At 72.6% G+C, this 20,877-nt stretch carries 16 protein-coding genes; 6 read left to right on the top strand and 10 right to left on the bottom strand.

The window, feature by feature from the left end; all coding sequences use genetic code 11:
- Positions 1 to 15: 15 nt before the first annotated feature.
- Complete coding sequence (locus Q5530_RS34350) at positions 16 to 3,420, top strand: AAA domain-containing protein (RefSeq protein WP_415366982.1); 3,405 nt, start codon at positions 16 to 18, stop codon at positions 3,418 to 3,420.
- A 266-nt stretch (positions 3,421 to 3,686) separates the two neighbouring features.
- On the opposite strand, the gene Q5530_RS34345 is transcribed toward Q5530_RS34350, so the two are convergent.
- The 6 genes from Q5530_RS34345 to Q5530_RS34320 form a co-directional block, all read right to left on the bottom strand.
- A complete protein-coding gene (locus Q5530_RS34345) occupies positions 3,687 to 4,853 on the bottom strand; it encodes a serine hydrolase domain-containing protein (RefSeq protein WP_415366981.1) in 1,167 nt (388 codons plus the stop codon).
- Positions 4,854 to 5,039: 186 nt separating this feature from the next.
- Positions 5,040 to 6,164 (bottom strand): serine hydrolase domain-containing protein, encoded by a 1,125-nt coding sequence (locus Q5530_RS34340; RefSeq protein WP_415366980.1) that lies wholly within the window; start codon positions 6,162 to 6,164, stop codon positions 5,040 to 5,042.
- A 284-nt stretch (positions 6,165 to 6,448) separates the two neighbouring features.
- Entirely contained in the window at positions 6,449 to 7,174 is a 726-nt protein-coding gene (locus tag Q5530_RS34335) for an alpha/beta hydrolase (RefSeq protein WP_415366979.1), read from the bottom strand.
- Positions 7,175 to 7,383: 209 nt separating this feature from the next.
- A complete protein-coding gene (locus Q5530_RS34330) occupies positions 7,384 to 8,346 on the bottom strand; it encodes an aminoglycoside phosphotransferase family protein (protein ID WP_415366978.1) in 963 nt (320 codons plus the stop codon).
- 87 nt (positions 8,347 to 8,433) lie between these two features.
- Positions 8,434 to 10,089: a serine/threonine-protein kinase gene (locus Q5530_RS34325; RefSeq protein ID WP_415366977.1), complete on the bottom strand. Its 1,656-nt coding sequence runs from the start codon at positions 10,087 to 10,089 to the stop codon at positions 8,434 to 8,436.
- 4 nt (positions 10,090 to 10,093) lie between these two features.
- Complete coding sequence (locus tag Q5530_RS34320; protein ID WP_415366976.1) at positions 10,094 to 10,840, bottom strand: response regulator transcription factor; 747 nt, start codon at positions 10,838 to 10,840, stop codon at positions 10,094 to 10,096.
- A gap of 261 nt (positions 10,841 to 11,101) precedes the next feature.
- Here Q5530_RS34320 and Q5530_RS34315 point away from each other — a divergent pair, with 261 nt between their 5' ends.
- Positions 11,102 to 11,551, top strand: a complete 450-nt coding sequence (locus Q5530_RS34315) for a Fur family transcriptional regulator (RefSeq protein WP_380640586.1) — start codon at positions 11,102 to 11,104, stop codon at positions 11,549 to 11,551.
- Positions 11,552 to 13,828 (top strand): catalase/peroxidase HPI, encoded by a 2,277-nt coding sequence (gene katG / locus Q5530_RS34310; protein WP_415366975.1) that lies wholly within the window; start codon positions 11,552 to 11,554, stop codon positions 13,826 to 13,828.
- 69 nt (positions 13,829 to 13,897) lie between these two features.
- On the opposite strand, the gene Q5530_RS34305 is transcribed toward katG, so the two are convergent.
- The 4 genes from Q5530_RS34305 to Q5530_RS34290 form a co-directional block, all read right to left on the bottom strand.
- Complete coding sequence (locus Q5530_RS34305) at positions 13,898 to 14,899, bottom strand: ABC transporter permease subunit (RefSeq protein ID WP_415366974.1); 1,002 nt, start codon at positions 14,897 to 14,899, stop codon at positions 13,898 to 13,900.
- Positions 14,896 to 15,777 carry an ABC transporter ATP-binding protein gene (locus Q5530_RS34300; protein ID WP_415367036.1) on the bottom strand — a complete coding sequence of 294 codons (882 nt, stop codon included), beginning with the start codon at positions 15,775 to 15,777 and terminating at the stop codon, positions 14,896 to 14,898. The genes Q5530_RS34305 and Q5530_RS34300 overlap by 4 nt, the downstream gene beginning before the upstream one ends.
- Before the next feature lie 5 nt (positions 15,778 to 15,782).
- Positions 15,783 to 16,175, bottom strand: coding sequence for a GntR family transcriptional regulator (locus tag Q5530_RS34295; RefSeq protein WP_415366973.1), 393 nt, complete (start codon positions 16,173 to 16,175; stop codon positions 15,783 to 15,785).
- 91 nt (positions 16,176 to 16,266) lie between these two features.
- Positions 16,267 to 17,289: an LLM class flavin-dependent oxidoreductase gene (locus Q5530_RS34290; RefSeq protein ID WP_415366972.1), complete on the bottom strand. Its 1,023-nt coding sequence runs from the start codon at positions 17,287 to 17,289 to the stop codon at positions 16,267 to 16,269.
- Positions 17,290 to 17,650: 361 nt separating this feature from the next.
- Between Q5530_RS34290 and Q5530_RS34285 the strand changes: the two genes are divergently transcribed.
- The 3 genes from Q5530_RS34285 (at position 17,651) to Q5530_RS34275 (ending at position 20,853) form a co-directional block, all read left to right on the top strand.
- Positions 17,651 to 18,241, top strand: coding sequence for an inositol monophosphatase family protein (locus tag Q5530_RS34285; protein WP_415366971.1), 591 nt, complete (start codon positions 17,651 to 17,653; stop codon positions 18,239 to 18,241).
- A gap of 27 nt (positions 18,242 to 18,268) precedes the next feature.
- Positions 18,269 to 18,865 (top strand): NADPH-dependent F420 reductase, encoded by a 597-nt coding sequence (locus tag Q5530_RS34280; protein WP_415366970.1) that lies wholly within the window; start codon positions 18,269 to 18,271, stop codon positions 18,863 to 18,865.
- A gap of 362 nt (positions 18,866 to 19,227) precedes the next feature.
- The gene (locus Q5530_RS34275; protein WP_415366968.1) at positions 19,228 to 20,853 is read left to right on the top strand and encodes a peptide ABC transporter substrate-binding protein; all 1,626 of its coding nucleotides are present in this window, start codon (positions 19,228 to 19,230) and stop codon (positions 20,851 to 20,853) included.
- Positions 20,854 to 20,877: the final 24 nt, after the last annotated feature.

Below are 20,877 nucleotides of genomic sequence, written 5' to 3'. Positions count from 1 at the left end.
GCGTTCTTCGCCCTGGTGACCGCGGAGCGCCAGGCCATCGCCGCCGAGGAGGGGCACGGCAGCCTCACCCGGCACACCGCTTTCGACGCCGTCCGCCGGGTGGATCAGTCCACCCGTACCGTTCTGCGTCAGCGGCTCAACGGGTTCGCGCGGGAGGCCGAGGACCTGTCGCGGCGGCGCGAGCAGTGGATGAACGACGCGCTGTCCGACGTCCTCGCCGGCCGGGCGAACCACTGGCGGTCGCGCGGGAACCAGGTCGCCCAGCTCATCGGGCGCGTTGGTCCCCTGGTCGACCGCCTCGGCCCGCTCACCGAGGTGCGGGTCGGTCCCGCCGACACGGGCGTGCTCGTCGCCCTGGCCGGGGCGCTCCGCGCGCACGTCGGCGACGGCGGCAAGCTCAAGACCAACCCGGACGGCTCGCCCAAGACGGGGGCTTTCGCGCCCAAGGCGGTCAAGCAGGCCCAACCGCTGTTCCAGGCGGTGCGGGTGAACGGCGTTCCGCCCACCACGGCCGACCAGCTCGACGTGTTCCTGATGTGGGCCGAGGCCGGCAGGGCGCTGGACGCGCTGGACCGGGCGTGGCCCGACTCCGTGCACATCCCCGCCGAGGACACGTTGAGCGAGCGGCTCCAGTGGCACGTGACCGAGCTGGAGCAGCTGCGTCGGGTGCTGGCGCTGGGTCAATCCCTCGAAGCGGAGGAGCGCGGCCTGTCCGGGCTCGGCCTGCCCCGTCCGAACTGGACCGACCTCGACGCCGTGCAGACGTACGCCCGGCTCGTCGACGCCGCTGCCGCCTCCGACGCCCGCACCGCGGCCACCGTGCCGCTGCTGGAGGTCGTGGGGACCATCGCCGAGGTGGCGCAGTGGGCGGACGCCGCGCCGTGCGTGAAGCACCTGGCGCAGGCCGTCGAGGAGCGCGACCACGAGTCGTACGCGGTCGCGCACCACAGGCTGGCGCGCCTGACCGAGGTCGCCGGGCTGGCGCGTCGTCGCGACGAGGTGGCGGCGACGCTGGTCGGCCTGCTCCCGCGAGTGCACGAGGCCGTGTCGGCGGACCCGCGCGACCCCGCGTGGGTGGAGAAGCTGGGCGACTGGGACGCCGCGTGGGCGTGGGCCGTGGCACGGGTGTGGGTGCTCGGGCGCGGCGACGAGGACGTCAACGCACTCCAAGCCGAGGTGCTGCACGTCGAGGAGCAGCTGCGCGGCAGGGTCGAGCGGCTGGCCGCCGAGCGGGCGTGGGGGCACGCCGTGTCGCCGGAGCGGCTGTCCGGCAAGGCCCGCGCCGACCTGCTCCAGTACGCCCAGCTGGTCAAGCTGCTCGGCAAGGGCACCGGCGTCTACGCGAACCAGCGCAGGGCCGACATCAAGGCGGCCATGGACCGCTGTCGCCCCGCGGTGCCGGTGTGGATCATGCCCGTCTACCGGATCGCCGAGCAGTTCCGCGTCCAGCCGGACATGTTCGACGTCGTGATCGTCGACGAGGCGTCGCAGGCGGGGTTGGAGGCGACGTTCCTCCAGTACCTCGCGCCCAAGATCGTGGTCATCGGCGACGACAAGCAGGTCTCGCCCACCGCCGTCGGCACCGACCAGCAGCAGCTGCGCGACCTCGCCGAGCAGTACCTGTGGGACGACCCCTACCGCGCGTCGTGGCAGGACCCCAAGCGCAGCCTGTTCGACGAGGCGAAGATGCGCTTCGAGGGCATGACCACCCTCGTCGAGCACCGGCGCTGCGTGCCGGAGATCATCGGTTTCTCGAACCGGATCGCCTACGAGCCCGACGGCATCCGGCTGGTGCCCGTGCGCCAGTACGGCGCCGACCGCCTGGAGCCGATCAAGCCGGTCTTCCTCGACGACGGCTACGAGCGCGGCGTGACCGACAAGGTCAACCCGGTCGAGGCGGACGCCATCGTCGAGCAGGTCGAGAAGTGCATCGCCGACCCGCGGTACGACGGCCTCACGTTCGGTGTCGTGTCGCTGCTCGGCCGCGCCCAGGCGAAGAGGATCGAGAAGCGCCTGCTGGAGCGCATTCCCCCGGAGGAGTGGAAGGCTCGCGACCTGCGGTGCGGCGACTCGGCCGACTTCCAGGGCTCCGAGCGCAACGTGATGTTCCTGTCCATGGTCAAGGCCGCGGAGCCGGGCAAGCGCATCGGCGCGCTGACCCAGGACCTCTACGTCCAGCGCTTCAACGTCGCCGCGTCCCGCGCCAAGGACCAGATGTGGGTGTTCCACTCCCTGCGCCTGTCCGACCTCGGCAACCCCGAGGACATGCGGTTCCAGTTGCTCGACTACTGCTACGCGTTGTCCGGGCGCGTGGACGGTGTGGACGACGCCAGGCACACGGCCGTGCCCGAGGACCGGAAGGTGGCGCCCTTCGACTCGCTGTTCGAGCAGCGGGTGTTCAACCGCCTCGTCGACCGCGGTTACAGCGTCGTCCCGCAGTTCCCGGCGGAGGGTTACCGGATCGACCTGGTGGTCGTGGGGTCCAAGGCCAGGCTGGCGGTCGAGTGCGACGGTGACGCGTGGCACGGGCCCGACGCGTACGAGCGCGACCTGGCCCGGCAGCGCGACCTGGAGCGTTGTGGCTGGCGGTTCTTCCGCATCCGCGAGTCGGAGTTCTACGCCGACCGACCCGCGGTGCTGGCCCGGTTGTGGGAAGCGCTGCACGAGTTGGACGTTCACCCCTCCGGGTGGACGGCGGAGGGCGGCGACCTGCCGGTGGTCGAGCGGAGCCGGCCGGTGGTGGTCGTCGAGCCGGTGGTGCCTGAGCCGGTGGTGGCCGAGCCGGTGGCGGCTGAGTTGGTGGCGGCCGAACCGGTGGTGGCCGAGCCCGTCGTGGCGCCGGAGCCCGCGGTGGTCGCAGAGGTCGCAGAACCGTCCCCGCCTGTGGTCGTGGAGCCCCTACCACCTGTCGGGAGTTCCGTCCTCGCCGCGTACGACCGGTTCAGCGGAACCGTGGTTCAGGTGGCCGAGGCGTCGCGGCAGGACCTGCTCGACGGCTTGGTGCGCCTCGTCGAGGCCGAGGGACCTGTTCTGGGCGGCCGGCTGCACACCGCCTACGTCCGGACTTCGGGCTCCAGCAGGGTCACGAAGCTGGTGGCGGGCGAGTTGAACAAGGCGATCTCGCAGGCGGTGCGCGAGGGACGGCTCATCGAGGACAACCCGCTCGGTGAGAGCGGTGTCAAGCCGCGCACCTACCGGCTGCCCGGCCAGCCGGAGGTGCGGATGCGCCACCTGGGACCGCGGTCGTTCGAGGAGGTGCCTCCGAGCGAGTTGGCGGCCCTGCTCGACCACGTCGCCGAACGGGGTGGGAACACCGGTCAGGAGGCGTTGCGGCGCGCCGTGCTGGAGCTGCTCGGGTTGAAGCGGCTCACCGACAACGTCAAGAACCGCTTCGCCGCTGTTCAGGCTCTCCGGTCGTGAGCTGTTGATCGCCGCGCGGTGGGACGACGCTGGTCGGGGGACGGGAGGAACAGCCTGTTCGGTCTCGCGGAGTCGTGGTCCGGGCACCGAGGTCGGAGCTCGGACCGCGGAGGCGGGCTGGGGCAGCGGTGCCCACGGCGGCGAGGCGGACAAGAACGCGTCGCACGTTCGCGGCGTGCGCCTGACCGTGGAGGTGGACCCGTGAGTCGGTCGGCGAAGTCCCACGGGCCGGTGCGGTGGGCACACCACCGCACCGGCCCAGGGGCTTACTTCGTGGCGCACAGGGCCTTGTCGAAGAAGGCGAGGACCTCGTACTGGTGGGCCTCGTCGTTCGTGAAGGCGACGGTGACCGCCCGGCCGTCGGGGGTGATGGCGGCGCGGGTCTGGAAGCCGTCGGCGTCGCCGCCGTGGCCGTACGCGGTGATGCCGCAGCTCAGCTTCATCTCGATGGTGCCCAGGCCGTAGCGCCACCCGTCGGGGAAGCCGGGTGCCGCCACCGTCCGGCGCGTCTCCGCCAGCCGACCGGGCTTGAGCAGTCGACCGTCCTGGAGGGCGACCAGGAACTTGTTGATGTCACTCGGGGTGGCGATCATCTGTCCCGCGGCACCGGCGATCGACGGGTCGAACCGGGTGATGTCGATCAGATCACCGGCGATCGGATTGCCCTTGTCGTCCTTGGAAAACAGGTAACCCCGGGGGTGCGGGGCACGGATGTCGCGGTCGCCCGGACCCGGGTAGTACGTCTCCTTCAGCCCGATCCGGTTGATGATCTTGTCGGTGACCACCTCGGCGAAGGGCCGTCCCGCCGCTTTCTGCGCCACCAGGCCCAGCAGCATGTAGCCGGTGTTGCTGTACGCCCACACCCTGTCCTGTCCCGGAGCGAACGTCGGTGCTTGGGTCAGCGCCGCGTCCAGCATCTCCCGGGTCTCGAAGTACCGGTCCTTGACCGGCAGGATCCCGTTGGACATGAAGGGGACTCCGGTGGGCATCCCACTGGTGTGGTTCAGCAGTTGCCTGATCGTGATCGTCCGGCCGTCGATGGCCGCACCGTCGCCGGTGCCCCGCACCACGCCCGGCAGGAACTTCTCCACCGTGTCGTCCAGCGCGAGCTTGCCCTCGTCGGCCAGTTGCAGGGTCGCCACGGCAGTGAACATCTTCGTGATACTGGCGATCCGGACGTAACCGTCCGTCGGCACCTTCGACTTCGTTCGGATGTCACCCACTCCGGCGGTGTAGTTCGTCACCCGCCCGTCCCGGCCGCGCACCGACATCAGCGCCCCGGGCAGCGCCCCGTCGGCGACCAGCGCCTCCAGGCCCGCCTGGAGCGCCTTGTCGTGAGCCGGCCTCGACCTGTCAGCTGACGCGCCCGCCGACGCCACCTCCGTCACCGCGAGACCGGCCACCGCCACCGCCGCCATCGCCGCGGCGGCCACGCCACGACGCCGGCGCGCGGGACCCGGCCGGGTTCCGGTCGAACCACTGAGACCGTTCAACAAGGGACACTCCCCACAATGGACTGTTCGCACTGACCCGCACAGTGTTTCCGGCTTCCCGCCGCCTCACGATCCCCCGTGCTGCACACCTCCGGTACAGCAGGCACCACCTCCGCCGGCCGGGTGTCAGTTCGCGCACAGCGCGGCGTCGACGAGCGCGCCCCGGTCCGCGGCGACGGACTCGTCCTTCACCGACCCGGTGAGCGAGGTGACCACGACGGTCGCCGCGCGGCCGTCGTCGGTGGTCGCGCTCGTGGTCGAGTAACCCGGGATGTCGCCGCCGTGGCCCCAGGCGACCTTTCCGCAGCTCAACGGCATGCTGAACACGCCGAGCCCGTATCCCCGGCCCGACTCCGGGTCCGTCGGGATGGTGGTGCGCAGCTGCGCGAGCTGGGCCGGTTCGAGCAGCTTCCCGTCCAGCAGCGCGCGCAGGAAGGTGTTGAGGTCGCCCGGCGTGGAGACCAGCTGGCCGGCGGCCCAGCCCCAGCTCGGGTCCATCCGCGTGAAGTCGAGCAGCTCGTCGGTCGCCGGGTCGCGCTGGTAACCCCTGGGGTGCCGGCCGCGGATCTCCTCCTCGCCGACCCCGGGCGCGTACGTGTCGCGCAGCCCGATCCGCTGGATGACCCGGGCGGTCACCAGCTCGTTGAACGGGCGACCGGTGACCCGCTGGGCGATCAGGCCGGCCAGGACGTAGTTCGTGTTGCTGTAGGACCAACCGCCGCCCGGGGCACGCCCGTCCTCCCTGGCGTTCGCCAGGTCGAGCAGTTCCCGGGGCTCGAGGTAGACGTGCTGGTGGGGGAGGAAGTCGCCCATGGTCTTGAACATCGAGTCGGTGTAGTCGGGCAGGCCGCTGTCGTGCTGGAGCAGTCGGCGGACCGTGATCCGGCCGGCGTCGATGCCCTTGCCCCGCACCAGGCCCGGCAGGTACGTCTCGATCGACGCGTCGAGCTCCACCCTGCCCTCCCCGACGAGTTGCAGCACGACGACGGAGGTGAACATCTTGCTCGCGCTGCCGATCCGCACCCTGCCGTTCGTCGGCACCGGGGCGCCGGTCCGCAGGTCACCGACCCCGGCGGTGTAGTGGCGGGTCCGGCCGCGCCGGTCCCGGACGGCGGCCAGCGCCCCGGGGTGCCGGTCGACACCGACGAGCTCGTCCAGGCCCTGCTGGATGGCGTCGCGGGGTTCGGTATGGGCCGCCGGGATCGGGCCGGCGAACGCGAGACCGCCCGCCGCGACGACCGCCGTCGTCATGGCGACCACGCGGCGGCAGCGGGAGGAGGCAGGTCGATCCTGCTGGGAGGGGGAGGTGGACAAGGCAGACAACTCCTGGGTTCCGCGGTCGTCGGTACTGCGACGACCGATCGGAACCAGGCTGCTGACCTCCGCCGGCGTGGACAATCCAGCCTGCTGGACAGCCGCGGTGGTGGTGGCACCCCGGCACCGGGCCCGCTCCTGCTCGGACGCGGGAGCGGACCCGGTGCCGGACGGGGCCTGACCGCGGAGGACCGAGCGGCGCGGTCAAGCCCGGCTCGGGCTCATCTCAGGTGCCGGGTGAAGAACCGGTTGCCGTCGTCGCCCTCGAAGTGCGGGACGCCGGTGTGCCCGCCCGTGTTGGCGTGCAACGTCTTCTCGGTGGAGCCGAAGGCGTCGAACAGGTCCAGCGCCTGCTGCCGGTCGTTGCCCTCGTCGTCCCACTGGAGCAGGACCAGGAGCGGGACGGTGATCCGCCGGGCCTCCTCGACCAGGGCGCGGGGCACGAAGCTGCCGGCGAACAGGAGGGCGGCCGCGATGCGCGGCTCGACCACCGCCAGCCGGATGCCGATGCCCATCACCCCGCCCGCGTACCCGACCGGGCCGCCGATCCCGGGCAGCGGCAGCAGGGCGTCCAGGGCGGCCCGCCACTCCGGGACCGCCTGCTCGACCAGCGGGAGGACGAGCCGGTCGACGATCCCGTCGTCGACCCGCCCGCCGGCCTCCAGCGCCCGGCGCAGGTCGGCGCGCGCCTGCTCGGCATCGGCGGAGCGGGGGCGGTCACCCGCGCCGGGCAGTTCGATGGTGGCCGCGGCGAAGCCCTCCGCCGCGGCGTGCCGGGCGCGGGCCGCCAGGCGGGGGTACATCCCGCGCAGGCCGCCGGGGTGGCCGAGCAGGATCAGCGGGGCCGGTGCGGCCGCGGGCGTCCACAGGATGCCGGGGATGTCGCCGAGGGCGAACCCGCGTTCCAGGACGCCGTCGTCGAGGCGTTGTTCGGAGGTGAATCGCACGGTGGTGCCTTTCGGAGTGCTCGTGAACGGCGCTCCTCGGACGACCTACCGCCCGACCGCGACCCCGGAGGGGAGCACCCATGTCGGTACTGCGTTCACGGGTACCACCTCCTCGATCCTCCGCACGGCCCCCGGGAAAGTAGCAGCGGTCGCTGTGGTCCGCCACCGGGTTTCGCGCGGGCACCGGAAAGCCCGGAGGTACTGGCGCGTCACCGCTCCGCCGGAGTGGCGGTCCGCGGGTCGTCGCCCGTGCGCCCGGTCAGGGGTTCGGTGGCCCGCCAGGTCTCCAGCGTCGACGCCAAGCCGTCGACCAGCAGGGGGAGCTGCGGGACCATCGCCAGGCAGGCGACCGCCTGGAGGTCGCGCAACCGCTCCATGACGCGCAGCACGTCGGTGTCGACCGTGCGCAGGCCCAGGTCTGCCGCGGCGGCGTCGTAGGCGGAGATCGCCTCCTCCCCGGTGTGCGCGAGGTCCCACTCGACCGGGGCGACGCCGACGTGCTCGTAGTCGGAGTACAGCACGGCGTCGGCGGTCTCGATCAGGTTGTAGAAGGGGGCGTCGCCGTGGACCACCTGGACGGGAACGCCGGGGAACGCCCGCGCGAAGGCCGGGGGCGACGTGACGAGGGGGGAGAGGGCGGCCCACTCGGCGCGGGCGCGGGCCAGGTCGGCGGCGGGCAGCAGGTCCTCGCGACCTTCGAGGTCGTCGAAGGCGAGGTCGACGTACCCCTGCATCCCCGGGAAGAAGCCGGTCTCGCCCGGGTACTCGGCCAGGATCGAGTGCAGGCGGGCGACGGCGGGCATCCGCTTCACCGCGTCGTAGTCGGTGGGGACCACGCCCTCGACCTTCTCCCAGAAGGTCATCGCGAAACCGTCGCGCTCCACGGGCTCCGCCGGGACGAGCCCGCTCGGCACGACGGTCGGCTCGCCGCGCGACGCCATCCACCTCGACACGTCCAGCTCCGTGCGCTGGAAGCCCGCCGAGGTGGTGCCGCGCGGGGTCACCACCGGCACGCGCGCGACGACCGGCGACGGTGCGAGGTCCACCACCACCGAGAAGACGTCGTACAGGACCGTCGCCCCGGACGCGTCCAGCCCCAGCTCCGTCGCGGCGGCGACGGCGGCGTCGCGGGCGCGTTGCGAGCGGGCGGCGCGTTCTTCCTCGGTGATCATGGGCACCACCCTAGGACCTCGTCCGACGGGTCGGGGCGGCGTGGTGCCGCGAGGACGGCCGGGGCGCGCGGTTCGGCGCGACCCCGGTCACTTCTCGCGCGCGTACGCCTTCCGCACCTCGCCCTTGAGGTTCGCCTCCAGGAACGCGGCGCCGTAGTCGTCGATCAGGTACACCCTCAGCGACGCGGTCCCGTCGATGATGTCGGTGTCCACGATCACGTACCGCATGGTCGGCTTCGGGACGCCCAGGTCCTTGTCCGCCTGCTCGAACAGGGCGGGCAGCGCGTCCCAGTTGATCTCGTTCAGGTCGAGCACGGCGCGGTCGGCGTCGACCCCGTCCGGGCCCTGCCTGGTCGCCTTGCCGCCCCGGTACTCGAAGTTGTCGAAGCCGTGCGCGACCGCCGCGGTCGGGGCGGTCGTCGTCGCGCGGTCCGGCCACAGCGTCAGCTCGGACACCTTGGTGCCGCCCATCACCTCGCCGAGCGCGCCGGCCGCCTTGCGCGCGCCGGCGGGCGTGAGCAGGCTCTCCCCCGCCGGGTCGGCCACCGCGGTCGTCGGGCCGGTGGGCAGGTCGACGCCCTGCCCGGTGGTCATCGGCGTGCCCGACGAGCCGGTGTCGGCGTTCGTCGAGTCCTTCCCGCGGGTCAGGTGGACCACCAGCAGCGTGACCACGACGACCAGCGCCACCCCGACCAGCGAGGACACCACGGCGCCGGTCCGCCCGCGCGTCGTCGGCCGCGGGGTCGGGTAGGACTGCGGGTAGCCGTGGAGGTGCGGTCCGCCGACCGGTGCCGGCGTGGGGCCGGACTGCCAGTGGGGGTGCCGCAGGTGCGGCTGGGGGCCGCTCGGCGGTCCCGGGACGGGGAACCCCGCCGGGGTGGGGGGTCCCGGCGTCGGGAGCGGGTTGCGCTCGGCCGCGGCGAACATCTGGTCCAGCACCTCGCCGGACGGCCGCTCGGCCGGGTCGTTGCGCAGGGCCGCGTTGAGCGCGGGTGCGAGGGCGCCCGCGCGCCGCGGCGGCGGGACCGGCTCGGTCATCACCGCGGCGAGGGTCGCCATCGTGCTCGCGCGGCGCATCGGGTGGTTGCCCTCGACGGCCACGTACAGCAGCATCGCCAGCGACCAGAAGTCCGACGCGGGGTGCGTCTCGTCGCCGCGCAGCCGCTCCGGGGCGATGTACTCCGGGGACCCGATGACGTCGCCGGTCGCGGTGAGCTGGGTCGAGCCCTGGAGGGCGGCGATGCCGAAGTCGGTGAGCACGGCGCTGCCGTCCGTGCGCAGCAGCACGTTGCCCGGCTTGACGTCGCGGTGCATCACGCCCGCGGAGTGGGCCGAGCGCAGCGCCGCGAGCACGTCCCGCCCGACCCGCGCCGCCTCGGTCGGGGAAAGCACGCCGTCGTCCAACCGCGCGTCCAGCGACGTGCCGCGGACCAGCTCCATGACGATCCACGGGTACGGCGAGTCGGGCGACTCGATGATCTGGTAGATCGACACGACGTTCGGGTGCTGCAACCGGGCGAGCGCGCGGGACTCGCGCAGCACGCGCTCCCTCAGCTGGGCGGCCATCGCGGGGTTGCTCTCGACCTGGTCGGCGTCGGCCGGGCGGACCTCCTTGATGGCCACCTCGCGGTGCAGCCCCAGGTCGAGGGCGCGCCAGACCGTCCCCATGCCGCCGCTGCCCAGCCTCTCCAGCAGCTCGAACCGGCCGTCGAGGATCCGCCCGGTGTGCTCTCGCTCAGACACCGCGTCACGCTAGCAACCGGGCACCGGGGGTCGGAGAACCGGCGGCACCTCGGCGGCCCTGGTCGCGGGCACCGCCGGGGGCGGGGCCCTCGCCGGTGTCGATGCGGTAGCCGACGCCGGGCACGGTGGCGATGAGCCAGGGTTGGCCGAGTCGTTTGCGCAGGGCGGAGACGGTGATGCGGACGGCGTTGGTGAAGGGGTCGGCGTTGTCGTCCCAGGCCCGTTCCAGCAGTTGCTCGGCGCTGACGACGCCGCCCTCGGCGGTGACGAGGACCTCGAGCACGGCGAACTGCTTGCGGGTGAGCGGGACGTAGCGGCCGTCGCGGAAGACCTCGCGGCGGAAGGGGTCCACCCGCAGGCCCGCGAGCTCGCGGACCGGGGGACGGGGGTGGGCGCGCCTGCGGTCGAGCGCGCGCAGGCGCAGGACGAGCTCGCGGAGGTCGAAGGGCTTGGTGAGGTAGTCGTCGGCGCCGAGTTCGAACCCGGACGCCTTGTCGTCGATGCGGTCGGCGGCGGTGAGCATCAGGATCGGGGTGCCGCTGCCGGAGGCGATGATGTGCCGGGCGACCTCGTCGCCGGAGGGGCCGGGGACGTCGCGGTCGAGGACGGCGATGTCGTAGGCGTTGACGCCGAGCAGCGCCAGGGCGGTGTCGCCGTCACCGGCGATGTCGGCGGCGATCGCCTCCAGCCGCAGCCCGTCGCGGACGGCTTCGGCCAGGTAGGGCTCGTCCTCCACGATCAGCACCCGCATCTCCGCAGGCTAGGGGGCACGGCATATCGCCGACGTATGCGGATCGCGGGGCCGCCCGGTGCCGCGGGGCCGGCGGCGGCGCGCGGCACGTCGTCCACACAGGACGTCTCGGCTTGACGAAACCTCGGTGCCGATCTTGTCACTGTGCGTGATTCCTCGAACACGCAAGCTTTGTGACGGACCGGCTACGCACCGTGGGCGATACGGGATGTGACGTAACTGATTTGGATTTGATCCAGTCAAGACACGTAAGGTCGGGGCGTGACACCCGACTTCGAGGCGCAGTTGCGGTCGGTCTCGTTGCGCGTGACCCGTCCGCGGTTGGCGGTGCTCAAGGCGCTGCACGACCACCCGCACGTCGACACCGAGACGGTGATCTCGCTCGTGCGGGTCGAGCACCCCACCGTGTCCCACCAGGCGGTTTACGACGTGCTGCGGGCGTTGACCGACACCGGGCTGGTGCGCCGCATCCAGCCCGCCGGCGTGACCGCCCGCTACGAGTCCCGGGTGGGGGACAACCACCACCACGTCGTGTGCCGCTCCTGCGGCACGATCGCGGACGTCGACTGCGCCGTCGGTCACAGCCCCTGTCTCACCGCCTCGGACGACCGCGGTTACGCGGTCGACGAGGCAGAGGTCGTCTTTTGGGGCACCTGCCCCGACTGCTCGGCCGACCACACCGCCGAAGATCAGCCAGCCGGAAGGACGTAGATGAGCGACCCCAGGCCAACGCCCACCTCCAGTGCGCAGGGCGTGGACCAGAAGGCCGCGGCAGGCTGCCCGGTCGCGCACGACTCCGCGACCTCGCACGGCAGCGAGAGCGAGAACCCGGCGATCGACTCGCCGACCCCGAAGACGGGCGGCCGCCCGCGCACCAACCGGGACTGGTGGCCGAACCAGCTCGACCTGTCGGTGCTGCACGCCCACTCGTCGAAGAGCAACCCGCTGGGTGCGGCCTTCAGCTACGCCGACGAGTTCGCCAAGCTCGACGTCGAGGCCCTCAAGCGCGACATCACCGAGGTGCTGACCACCTCGCAGGACTGGTGGCCCGCCGACTTCGGCCACTACGGCGGCCTCATGATCCGCATGAGCTGGCACGCCGCCGGCACCTACCGCACCCACGACGGGCGCGGCGGGGCCGGTGACGGCGGTCAGCGCTTCGCCCCGCTCAACAGCTGGCCCGACAACGCCAACCTGGACAAGGCGCGCCGGCTGCTGTGGCCGGTCAAGCAGAAGTACGGCCGGCAGCTCTCGTGGGCCGACCTGCTCGTGCTCGCCGGCAACGTCGCCCTGGAGTCCATGGGCTTCAAGACCTTCGGCTTCGGCTTCGGCCGCGAGGACGTCTGGGAGCCCGAGGAGATCTTCTGGGGCCCCGAGGACGCCTGGCTGGGCGACGAGCGCTACGTCAGCGAGGCCGAGATGGCGCCCGAGGTCGGGGCGACCGAGATGGGCCTGATCTACGTCAACCCCGAGGGGCCGCGCGGCAACGCGGACCCGCTGGCGGCGGCGCACTTCATCCGGGAGACCTTCGGCCGGATGGCGATGAACGACGAGGAGACCGTCGCCCTCATCGCCGGCGGCCACACCTTCGGCAAGACCCACGGCGCCGGCGTGGCCGACGGCCACGTGGGCGCGGAGCCCGAGGGCGCCCCGCTGGAGGCGCAGGGCCTGGGCTGGCTGAGCACCCACGGCAGCGGCAAGGGCGCGGACACGATCACCAGCGGTCTGGAGGTGACGTGGACCGACGTGCCGACGCAGTGGAGCAACCGGTTCTTCGAGATCCTCTTCGGCTACGAGTGGGAACTCACCACGAGCCCCGGCGGCGCCAAGCAGTGGGTCGCCAAGGACGCCGAGGAGATCATCCCGGACGCCCACGACCCGGCGAAGAAGCACAAGCCGACGATGCTCACGACCGACCTGTCGCTGCGCGTCGACCCGGCGTACGAGAAGATCTCCCGCCGCTTCCTGGAGCACCCCGACGAGTTCGCGCTGGCCTTCGCCAAGGCGTGGTACAAGCTGCTGCACCGCGACATGGGCCCGGTCAGCCGCTTCCTCGGGCCGTGGGTGCCCGAGGTCCAGCTGTGGCAGGACCCGGTGCCGGCCGTCGACCACGAGCTCGTGGGCGACGCCGACATCGCCGCCCTCAAGGCGAAGGTCCTGGAGTCCGGCCTCACCACCGCCCAGCTGGTCACCACCGCCTGGGCCTCGGCCGCGAGCTTCCGCGCCACCGACAAGCGCGGCGGCGCCAACGGCGCCCGCATCCGCCTGGAGCCGCAGCGCGGCTGGGAGGTCAACCAGCCCGAGCAGCTCGGGAAGGTGCTGGAGGTGCTGGAGGGCGTCCGGCGCGACTTCAACGACGCGGGCGGCGCGAAGATCTCGCTCGCGGACCTGATCGTGCTGGCCGGCTCGGCGGCCGTCGAGAAGGCGGCGCACGACGCCGGCTTCCCGGTGACCGTGCCGTTCCGACCGGGCCGCACCGACGCCACGCAGGAGCAGACCGACGTCGAGTCGTTCGGGTTCCTCGAACCGCGCGCCGACGGGTTCCGCAACTACGTGCGCCCCGGCGAGAAGCTCCAGCCGGAGGTGCTGCTCGTCGACCGCGCCTACATGCTCGACCTGACCGCGCCCGAGATGACCGTCCTCGTCGGCGGCCTGCGCTCCCTCGGCGCCAACCACGGGGACACCCGGCACGGCGTCCTCACCGACCGGCCCGGCCTGCTCACCAACGACTTCTTCGTCAACCTGCTCTCGCCGGGCACCCGGTGGCGGGCGGCGGGGTCCGGGGAGCACGTCTACGAGATCCGCGACTCGGCCACCGACGAGCTGAGGTGGACCGCCACCTCGGTCGACCTCGTCTTCGGCTCGAACTCCCAGCTGCGGGCCCTCTCGGAGGTCTACGCGAGCCAGGACGCCGGTGAGAAGTTCGTGGCGGACTTCGTCGCGGCCTGGACCAAGGTCATGGAACTCGACCGGTTCGACCTCGCCTGATCCGGCTCCACCGACGAGCCCGGCCGATCCCCCGGTGGATCGGCCGGGCTCGTCCCGTTCCGGCGGGCCTCAGTCGATGCGGCGGGTCCGGTGCAGGGCGAACCACGCCAGCAGGGCCGCCAGCGCCAGGTAGAGGGCGGTCTCGGCCCACTGGAGGGACCAGAACCGGCTGTTCGGCTGGTGGGTGACGTGCTGCCGGTACCCCTCGGCGGCCAGGCGGTCGAAGCACGCCTCCCGGTCCACGGGGTCGTTCGCCACCGCCGTGCCCGCGCTGCTGCCCAGGCCGTTCGGGAACAGGCACCCGAAGAGCCAGGCGGGGGCGGCGACGGCGTTGCCCTCCCGGTCCACGGTCCGCTGCTCCAGCACCCAGGAGTGCTCGGGGACCGGCGCGTGGAGCTCCAGCTCCGAGCCGGCGCCGAGGAAGTACAGGGTGGTGCCCTCCGCGGAGGGGGCGCTGACCTGCTGCTCCGGCGGGAGCAGGTGGGGGCGGACCAGGTCGAGGGCGGAGACCTGGAAGACGGTGAAGAGCACGAGCGTGACCGCCATGGCCGGGACCGTGCGGCGCAGCAGGGCGCTGACGGCCACGCCCAGGGCGAAGGCGAAGACGGCGTGGGCGACGGGGACGACGCCCCGGGCGCCGAAGACCAGGGGTTCGATCCGCAGGGCGGCCGGGCCGTTCTCGGTGGCGATGGCGTCGACGGGGCTCGACCACCACCACACGAGCAGGCTGAACAGCCCGGTGGCGACCACCGCGGCCAGGGCGAGCAGCCCCGTCTTGGCGACCAGCCAGCGGGTGCGGGTCACGCCCTGGTTCCACACCAGCCGGTGGGTGCCGTGCTCCACCTCGCGGCTGATCAGCGGCGCGCCCCAGAACGCCCCGATGACGGCGGGGAACACGTGGAGGGCGGCGATGCCCAGGTAGTAGTAGGTGCTGTCGTCGGAGGTCAGCCCGGGGCCCACCGCGGTGACGACCGGCCTGCCGACGCCCAGCAGCACGGCGGCGACGGCGGCCAGCAGGGCGGACACGGCGAGGGCGGACAGGCGGAACTGGCGCAGCGTCAGCCAGGTCACCGGAGGACCTCCAGGGCGGGGCGGGACGTCGCCGGCGCGGGCGGTTCCAGGTAGGCGATGACCAGGTCTTCGAGGCCGACCTCGCTCACCGCCCAGGCCGGGTCGAGGATCGGCGACCCCGTGCGCACGAGCAGCGTGCTCTGCCGGTCGGTGTGGCTCGCGGCGACGACGTGCTGGTCCGCGGGCAGCGTCGCGGGGTCGCGGCGCGGCCCGGTGAGCCTGCGGTGGGTGGCCAGCAGGTCGTCGATCTCCCCGGCGAGCACCACGCGGGAGCCGACCAGGGTGACGAGGTGGTCGCAGACCCGTTCGACGTCGGTGATCAGGTGCGACGAGAGCACGACGCCGACGCCGTGCTCCGCGACGGTCTCCATCAGGTCCTGGAGGAACCCGCGCCGGGCCAGCGGGTCGAGCGCGGCGACCGGTTCGTCCAGCAGCAGCACCTCGGGGCGCTTGGCGATGCCGAGGGTCAGGGCGAGCTGGGCCCGCTGGCCGCCGGAGAGCCGCCCCGCCCGCTGCGCCGGGTCGAGGCCGAGGCGCTCGACCCGGTCGCGGGCGAGGTCGGCGTCCCAGCCGGGGTTGAGCCGGGCGCCCAGGCGCAGGTGCTCGGCGACGGTCAGGCTCGCGTAGGTGGGGGCGTCCTGGGCGACGAAGCCGACCTTGGCCAGCTGGGCGGGGCCGCTGCCCGGCCGCCCGCCGCACACCTCGACCTCGCCCGCGGTGGGGGCGCTCATGCCGGCGGCGAGGTTGAGCAGGGTGGACTTGCCCGCGCCGTTGGGCCCGACCAGGCCGACGACGCGGCCCGCGGGGATCTCCAGCGTGCAGTCCGTCAGCGCCCAGCGCTGTCGGTACCTCTTGCCCAGTCCCCGGGCTCGCAGCATCGCGGTCACGCCGTGTCCTCCACCGTCGAGGTGCGGAGGGTGGTCGTGATCAGCGCCTCGATGCCCTCGTCGTCCAGCCCGGACAGGCGGGCCTTGGCGATCCAGCGCCGCAGGTCCCTGGTGAGCGGGCCGAGCACGCCGGGCGCCACGCCGGGCAGGGTCGCGCAGACGAAGGTGCCGACGCCCGGACGCGCGGCGACCAGGCCCGCGTGCTCCAGCTCGCGGTACGCCTTGAGCACCGTGTTCGGGTTGATCGCCAACCGCGCGACGACGTCCTTGACCTTCGGCAGCTGGTCGCCCTCGCGCAGCAGGCCGAGCCTCAGCGCGTGGCGGACCTGCTGGACGACCTGCTGGTACGGCGACAGGCCGGACCCGCTGTCCAGGTGGAACTCGATCACGACTTCCTCCATTTGACTAGCTGACTAGCACTATAGGCAGCTGGTCGGAGGCCGGGCAATGGAGGAGGGTGCTCGGACGCGCGGACCCGGCTCAGCGCCAGCCGAGGGCGGGGGCGACGTGGGTGAGGATGTTGTCGAGCACGTGGGCGTTGTAGTCGACGCCGAGCTGGTTGGGCACGGTCAGCAGGAGCGTGTCGGCCTCGGCGATCGCCTCGTCCTCGGCCAGCTGCCCGACCAGGACGTCGGGCTCGGCGGCGTAGGTGCGGCCGAAGATCGCCCTGGTGTCGGCGTCGATGTGGCCGATGTGGTCGGCGCTGTCGCCGTCGCCGCCGAAGTAGGCCCGGTCGAGGTCGGAGGTGAGGGCGAAGATGCTGCGCGAGACCGAGACGCGGGGCCGGTGCTGCCACCCGGCCTCCGCCCACGCCTTGCGGAACGCCCGGACCTGCTCGGCCTGCTGCACGTGGAAGGGCGCCCCGCCCTCGTCGTTCTTGAGCGTCGAGCTCATCAGGTGCATGCCCTGACGGGCCGCCCAGGCGGCGGTGGCGTTGGAACCGGCGCCCCACCAGATCCGGTCCCGCAGACCCGGCGAGTGCGGCTCGACGCGCAGCAGCCCCGGCGGGTTGGGGAACATCGGGCGGGGGTTGGGCTGGGCGAAGCCCTTGCCCTCCAGCACCGCCAGCAGCACCTCGGTGTGCTTGCGGGCCATGTCGGCGTCGGTGTCGCCCTCGCCGGGCCGGTAGCCGAAGTAGCGCCACCCGTCGACGACCTGCTCGGGCGAGCCCCGGGAGAGGCCGAGCTGGAGCCTGCCGCCCGCGATGAGGTCGGCGGTGCCGGCGTCCTCGGCCATGTACATCGGGTTCTCGTATCGCATGTCGACCACGCCGGTGCCGATCTCGATGCGCTCGGTCCTGGCGCCGATCGCGGCCAGCAGCGGGAACGGCGAGGCCAGCTGCCGGGCGAAGTGGTGCACCCGGAAGTAGGCGCCGTCCGCGCCGAGCTCCTCCGCGGCCACGGCCAGGTCGACGGCCTGCGCCACCGCGTCCGATGCCGTCCTGGTCCGCGAGTGCGGGCTGTCGGACCAGTGCCCGAAGGACAGGAAGCCGATTTTCTTCACGTCCGGAGGAACGCCCCGCCGGGGTGGTTGATTCCTCAACCACCCCGGCGGGGTGGGGATCGGCGGATCACGTGGTCAGGGCGGTCCGCGCGAGGTCGCGCAGCCACGCGTGCGCGCGGTCGGTGTCGTGGCGCTGGTGCCACGACAGGTGGACCGGGGCCGGCGGCAGGTCGAGGGGCAGGGGGAGCAGGGCCAGGTCCGCGGCCGCCGTGCGCGCGGCCGGTTCGGTGCTGGGCGAGCGCTTCGGCGAGGTGGTCCGCTACCGGACGCGTGACGGGTTGGCGCGCTCGCCGCCAACGACGACGCGGTCCTGGACGTCCTGCGGCCCCGACTCGGGAACCTGCGCCCGGACGCCCGCTGGGTGGAGGACGAGCTCGGAGGCGGGGACCTGCCCCCGGGCGAGTGGTGGGTGGTGGACCCGGCCGAGGGCAACGTCAACCACCTGCGCGGCCTGCCGGGGTGGGCGGTCACCGCCACCCTCGTGCGCGGGAACCGGCCGGTGCTCACCGCCGTCCACCTGCCGCTGACCGGCGAGACGTACACCGCGTCGGCGGGCGGCGGGGCCCACCTCGACGGCCGGCCGCTGCGCGTGTCCGACACCGAGGACCTCGGGCTCGGCCTCGTCGCCACGAGCCAGGCCAGGCCGGACGAGGACGAGGCGGTCGTGCGGCGCGTCGGCGTCTCGATCACCGCGATGTTGAGCACCGCGCTCGTGGTGCGCGCCTCCGTGCCCGCGACCCTCCACCTGCTCACCGTGGCCGCCGGCCGGGTCGACGCCTTCTGGCAGTTCGCCGGCGCCCGCGCGGACCTGCTGCCCGGGGCGCTGCTCGTCACCGAGGCCGGTGGCCGCGTCTCCGACGCCGGGGGCCGCCCCTGGACGCCGGGCGGCGAGAGCTCCCTGGCCGCCGCGCCCGGCGTGCACGGCCAGGCCGTCGCCGCGCTGACCCGCTGACCACCACCGGAAGGACCTCGGAACACCATGACCACCATCGCCGTGCTCGGGAACGGCCGCGTCGGCGGCACCCTCGCCCGCGCGCTGACCGGGGCAGGGCACGAGGTGACCGCGGCGGGCCGCTCGCCGGGCGCCGCCGTGGACGCCGTTCGCGGCGCGCGGGTCGTCGTCAACGCCACCCCGGGAGCCGGCTCGCTGGAACGGCTCGCCGCGCTGCGCGAGGAACTGCGCGGAAAGGTCCTCCTCGACGTCTCCAACGCCACTGTCGACGGGCCGGACGGACTGCCCGCCGGTCTGCTCCACCCCGGTTCGAGCCTGGCGGAACGGCTCCATGAGGCGCTGCCCGGCACGGGTGTCGTCAAGAGCCTCGACACGATGCTGTTCCCGGTGATGACCGCGCCCGCCTCGCCGGCCCAGGCGCCCACTGTTTTCCTCTCCGGGGAAGACCCGGAGGCCAAGCAGGTCGTCCGTGAACTCCTCGGGGACCTCGGGTGGCAGCCGGGGTGGATCACGGACCTCGGCGGCATCGAGACGGCGCGGGCCACCGAGGCCGCGGTGCTGTTCGTGCCGCACGTGATCCGGGTCGGCGGGTTCACGCCGTTCGCCGTCTCGATCACCCGCTGACGGGGCCCCCGGTCCGCTTCGAGCTGCCGGGAGTGGCGGTCGACGGCGTGGGTGGTGGGGGCGAGGGGTCGTTGTCCGGGTGCTCTGCGGCGTTGCCGGACGTTGTCCGGGATCGGCGGCCCGAACGGTGGACGGGTGCGTTCCCGCTGGTCCGCCGGGGGTCGGCCGACCCGGACAACTGCCTTCGGGGTGGTCGTTGATCGACTTCGGTGCCTCGCCGGGCAACTGTCAACTGGGATCAGTCGTGACGAGGTTGTGACCACCTCACCCATGTGGCCCCGCCACCGTCCCAATAGCGTCCTCCCAACGCTGCGGAAGCGGTCAAACTCCGCTCGGGCACACCCGAACAGGTGGGAGGACCCATGTCACGTGCACGCTTAGTTCCCGCCGCACTCGCGGTCGCCGTGGTGGCGGCCGGCTGCGGTACCGCCGAGAACGCCCCGTCGGGTTCGAACACCGACGCCGCCATCACCATCTTCAACACCGAGCCGGAGAACCCGCTCGTGCCCGGCAACACCACCGAGGTGGGCGGCAGCCGGGTCCTCGACCCGCTGTTCACCGGCCTCGTCGAGTACCGGGCGGAGGACGCGCAGCCCGCCAACGCGATGGCCGAGTCGATCGACACGACCGACTCCAAGGTCTTCACCGTGAAGATCAAGAGCGGCTGGACGTTCCACGACGGCACGCCGGTCACCGCCAAGAGCTTCGTGGACGCCTGGAACTGGACCGCCTACGGTCCCAACGCCACCCAGGGCGCCAGCTTCTTCTCCCAGATCGAGGGCTACGACGAGGTCCACCCGAAGGACCCCGACGGCGCGGACGGCCCGCAGGAGGCGCCGACGCCGACCGCCGAGGAGATGTCGGGCCTGGTGGTCGACCACGACCACCAGTTCACCATCACCCTGTCCGAGCCGTTCTCCGTGTTCCCGGTGACCATCGGCTACGAGGTGTTCGCCCCGCTGCCGGAGGCGTTCTTCAAGGACCGGGCGGCGTTCGAGGCCAACCCCATCGGCAACGGCCCGTTCAAGTACGTCTCGCGCACGGTCGGCACGGAGATCAAGCTGACCCGCTACGACGACTACAAGGGCGACGACAAGCCGAAGTTCAAGGACCTGACGCTGAAGGTCTACCAGAGCCGCGAGTCGGCCTACGCGGACCTCATCGCGAACAACCTCGACTTCATCGAGGAGCTGCCGCCGAACGCCCTGGCGGGCAAGAAGTACGAGACGGACCTCGGCGACCGGGTCGTGCAGCGCGAGACGCTGAACATGCAGACCATCGCGTTCCCGTTCTACCAGGAGCCCTACGACAACGCGGACCTGCGCCGCGCGATCTCCATGGCCATCAACCGCGAGGAGATCACCCAGCGCATCTTCGAGGGCACCCGCAAGCCGGCCGACGGCTGGGTGCACCCGCTGATGGAGGGCTACACCACCGGCCAGTGCGGCGACTACTGCACGTACAACCCGGAGAAGGCCAAGGAGGCGTTCGCGAAGTCCGGCTACACCGGGGACATCGTGCTGCTGTCCAACACGGACGGCGGCCACCAGGAGTGGGCCGAGGCGGTGGCGAACAGCATCAAGAACACGCTCGGCGTGGAGGCGCGGTTCGTGCCGTCGACGAGCTTCGGCGAGTTCCGCCAGAAGGTCAACGCGCACGAGATGACCGGCATGTACCGGGCGGGCTGGATCGCCGACTACCCGTCGATCGAGAACTGGCTCACGCCGCTGTACCGCACCGGTTCGTCCTCCAACGACGGGCTCTACTCGAACCCGGCGTTCGACGCGAAGCTGGCCGAGGCCGACCGGGCCCCCAGCGAGGAGAAGGCCATCGAGCTGTACCTGGAGGCCGAGCGGATCATGGCCCCGGACATGCCGACCATCCCGCTGTGGACCCAGTTCACCGTCGGCGGCAGGTCCGACCGGCTCAAGGTCGCGAACCTCGACCCGTTCCGCGCCCTCGACCTCGAAACTGTGGAAGTGGCGTAGCCCTCGGTGTGATCGGGCCGGTCC

It is taken from the genome of Saccharothrix sp. BKS2, assembly GCF_047689505.1.
Classification (GTDB): domain Bacteria; phylum Actinomycetota; class Actinomycetes; order Mycobacteriales; family Pseudonocardiaceae; genus Actinosynnema; species Actinosynnema lopnurensis.
This window is presented reverse-complemented; position numbering and strand designations above follow the sequence as displayed.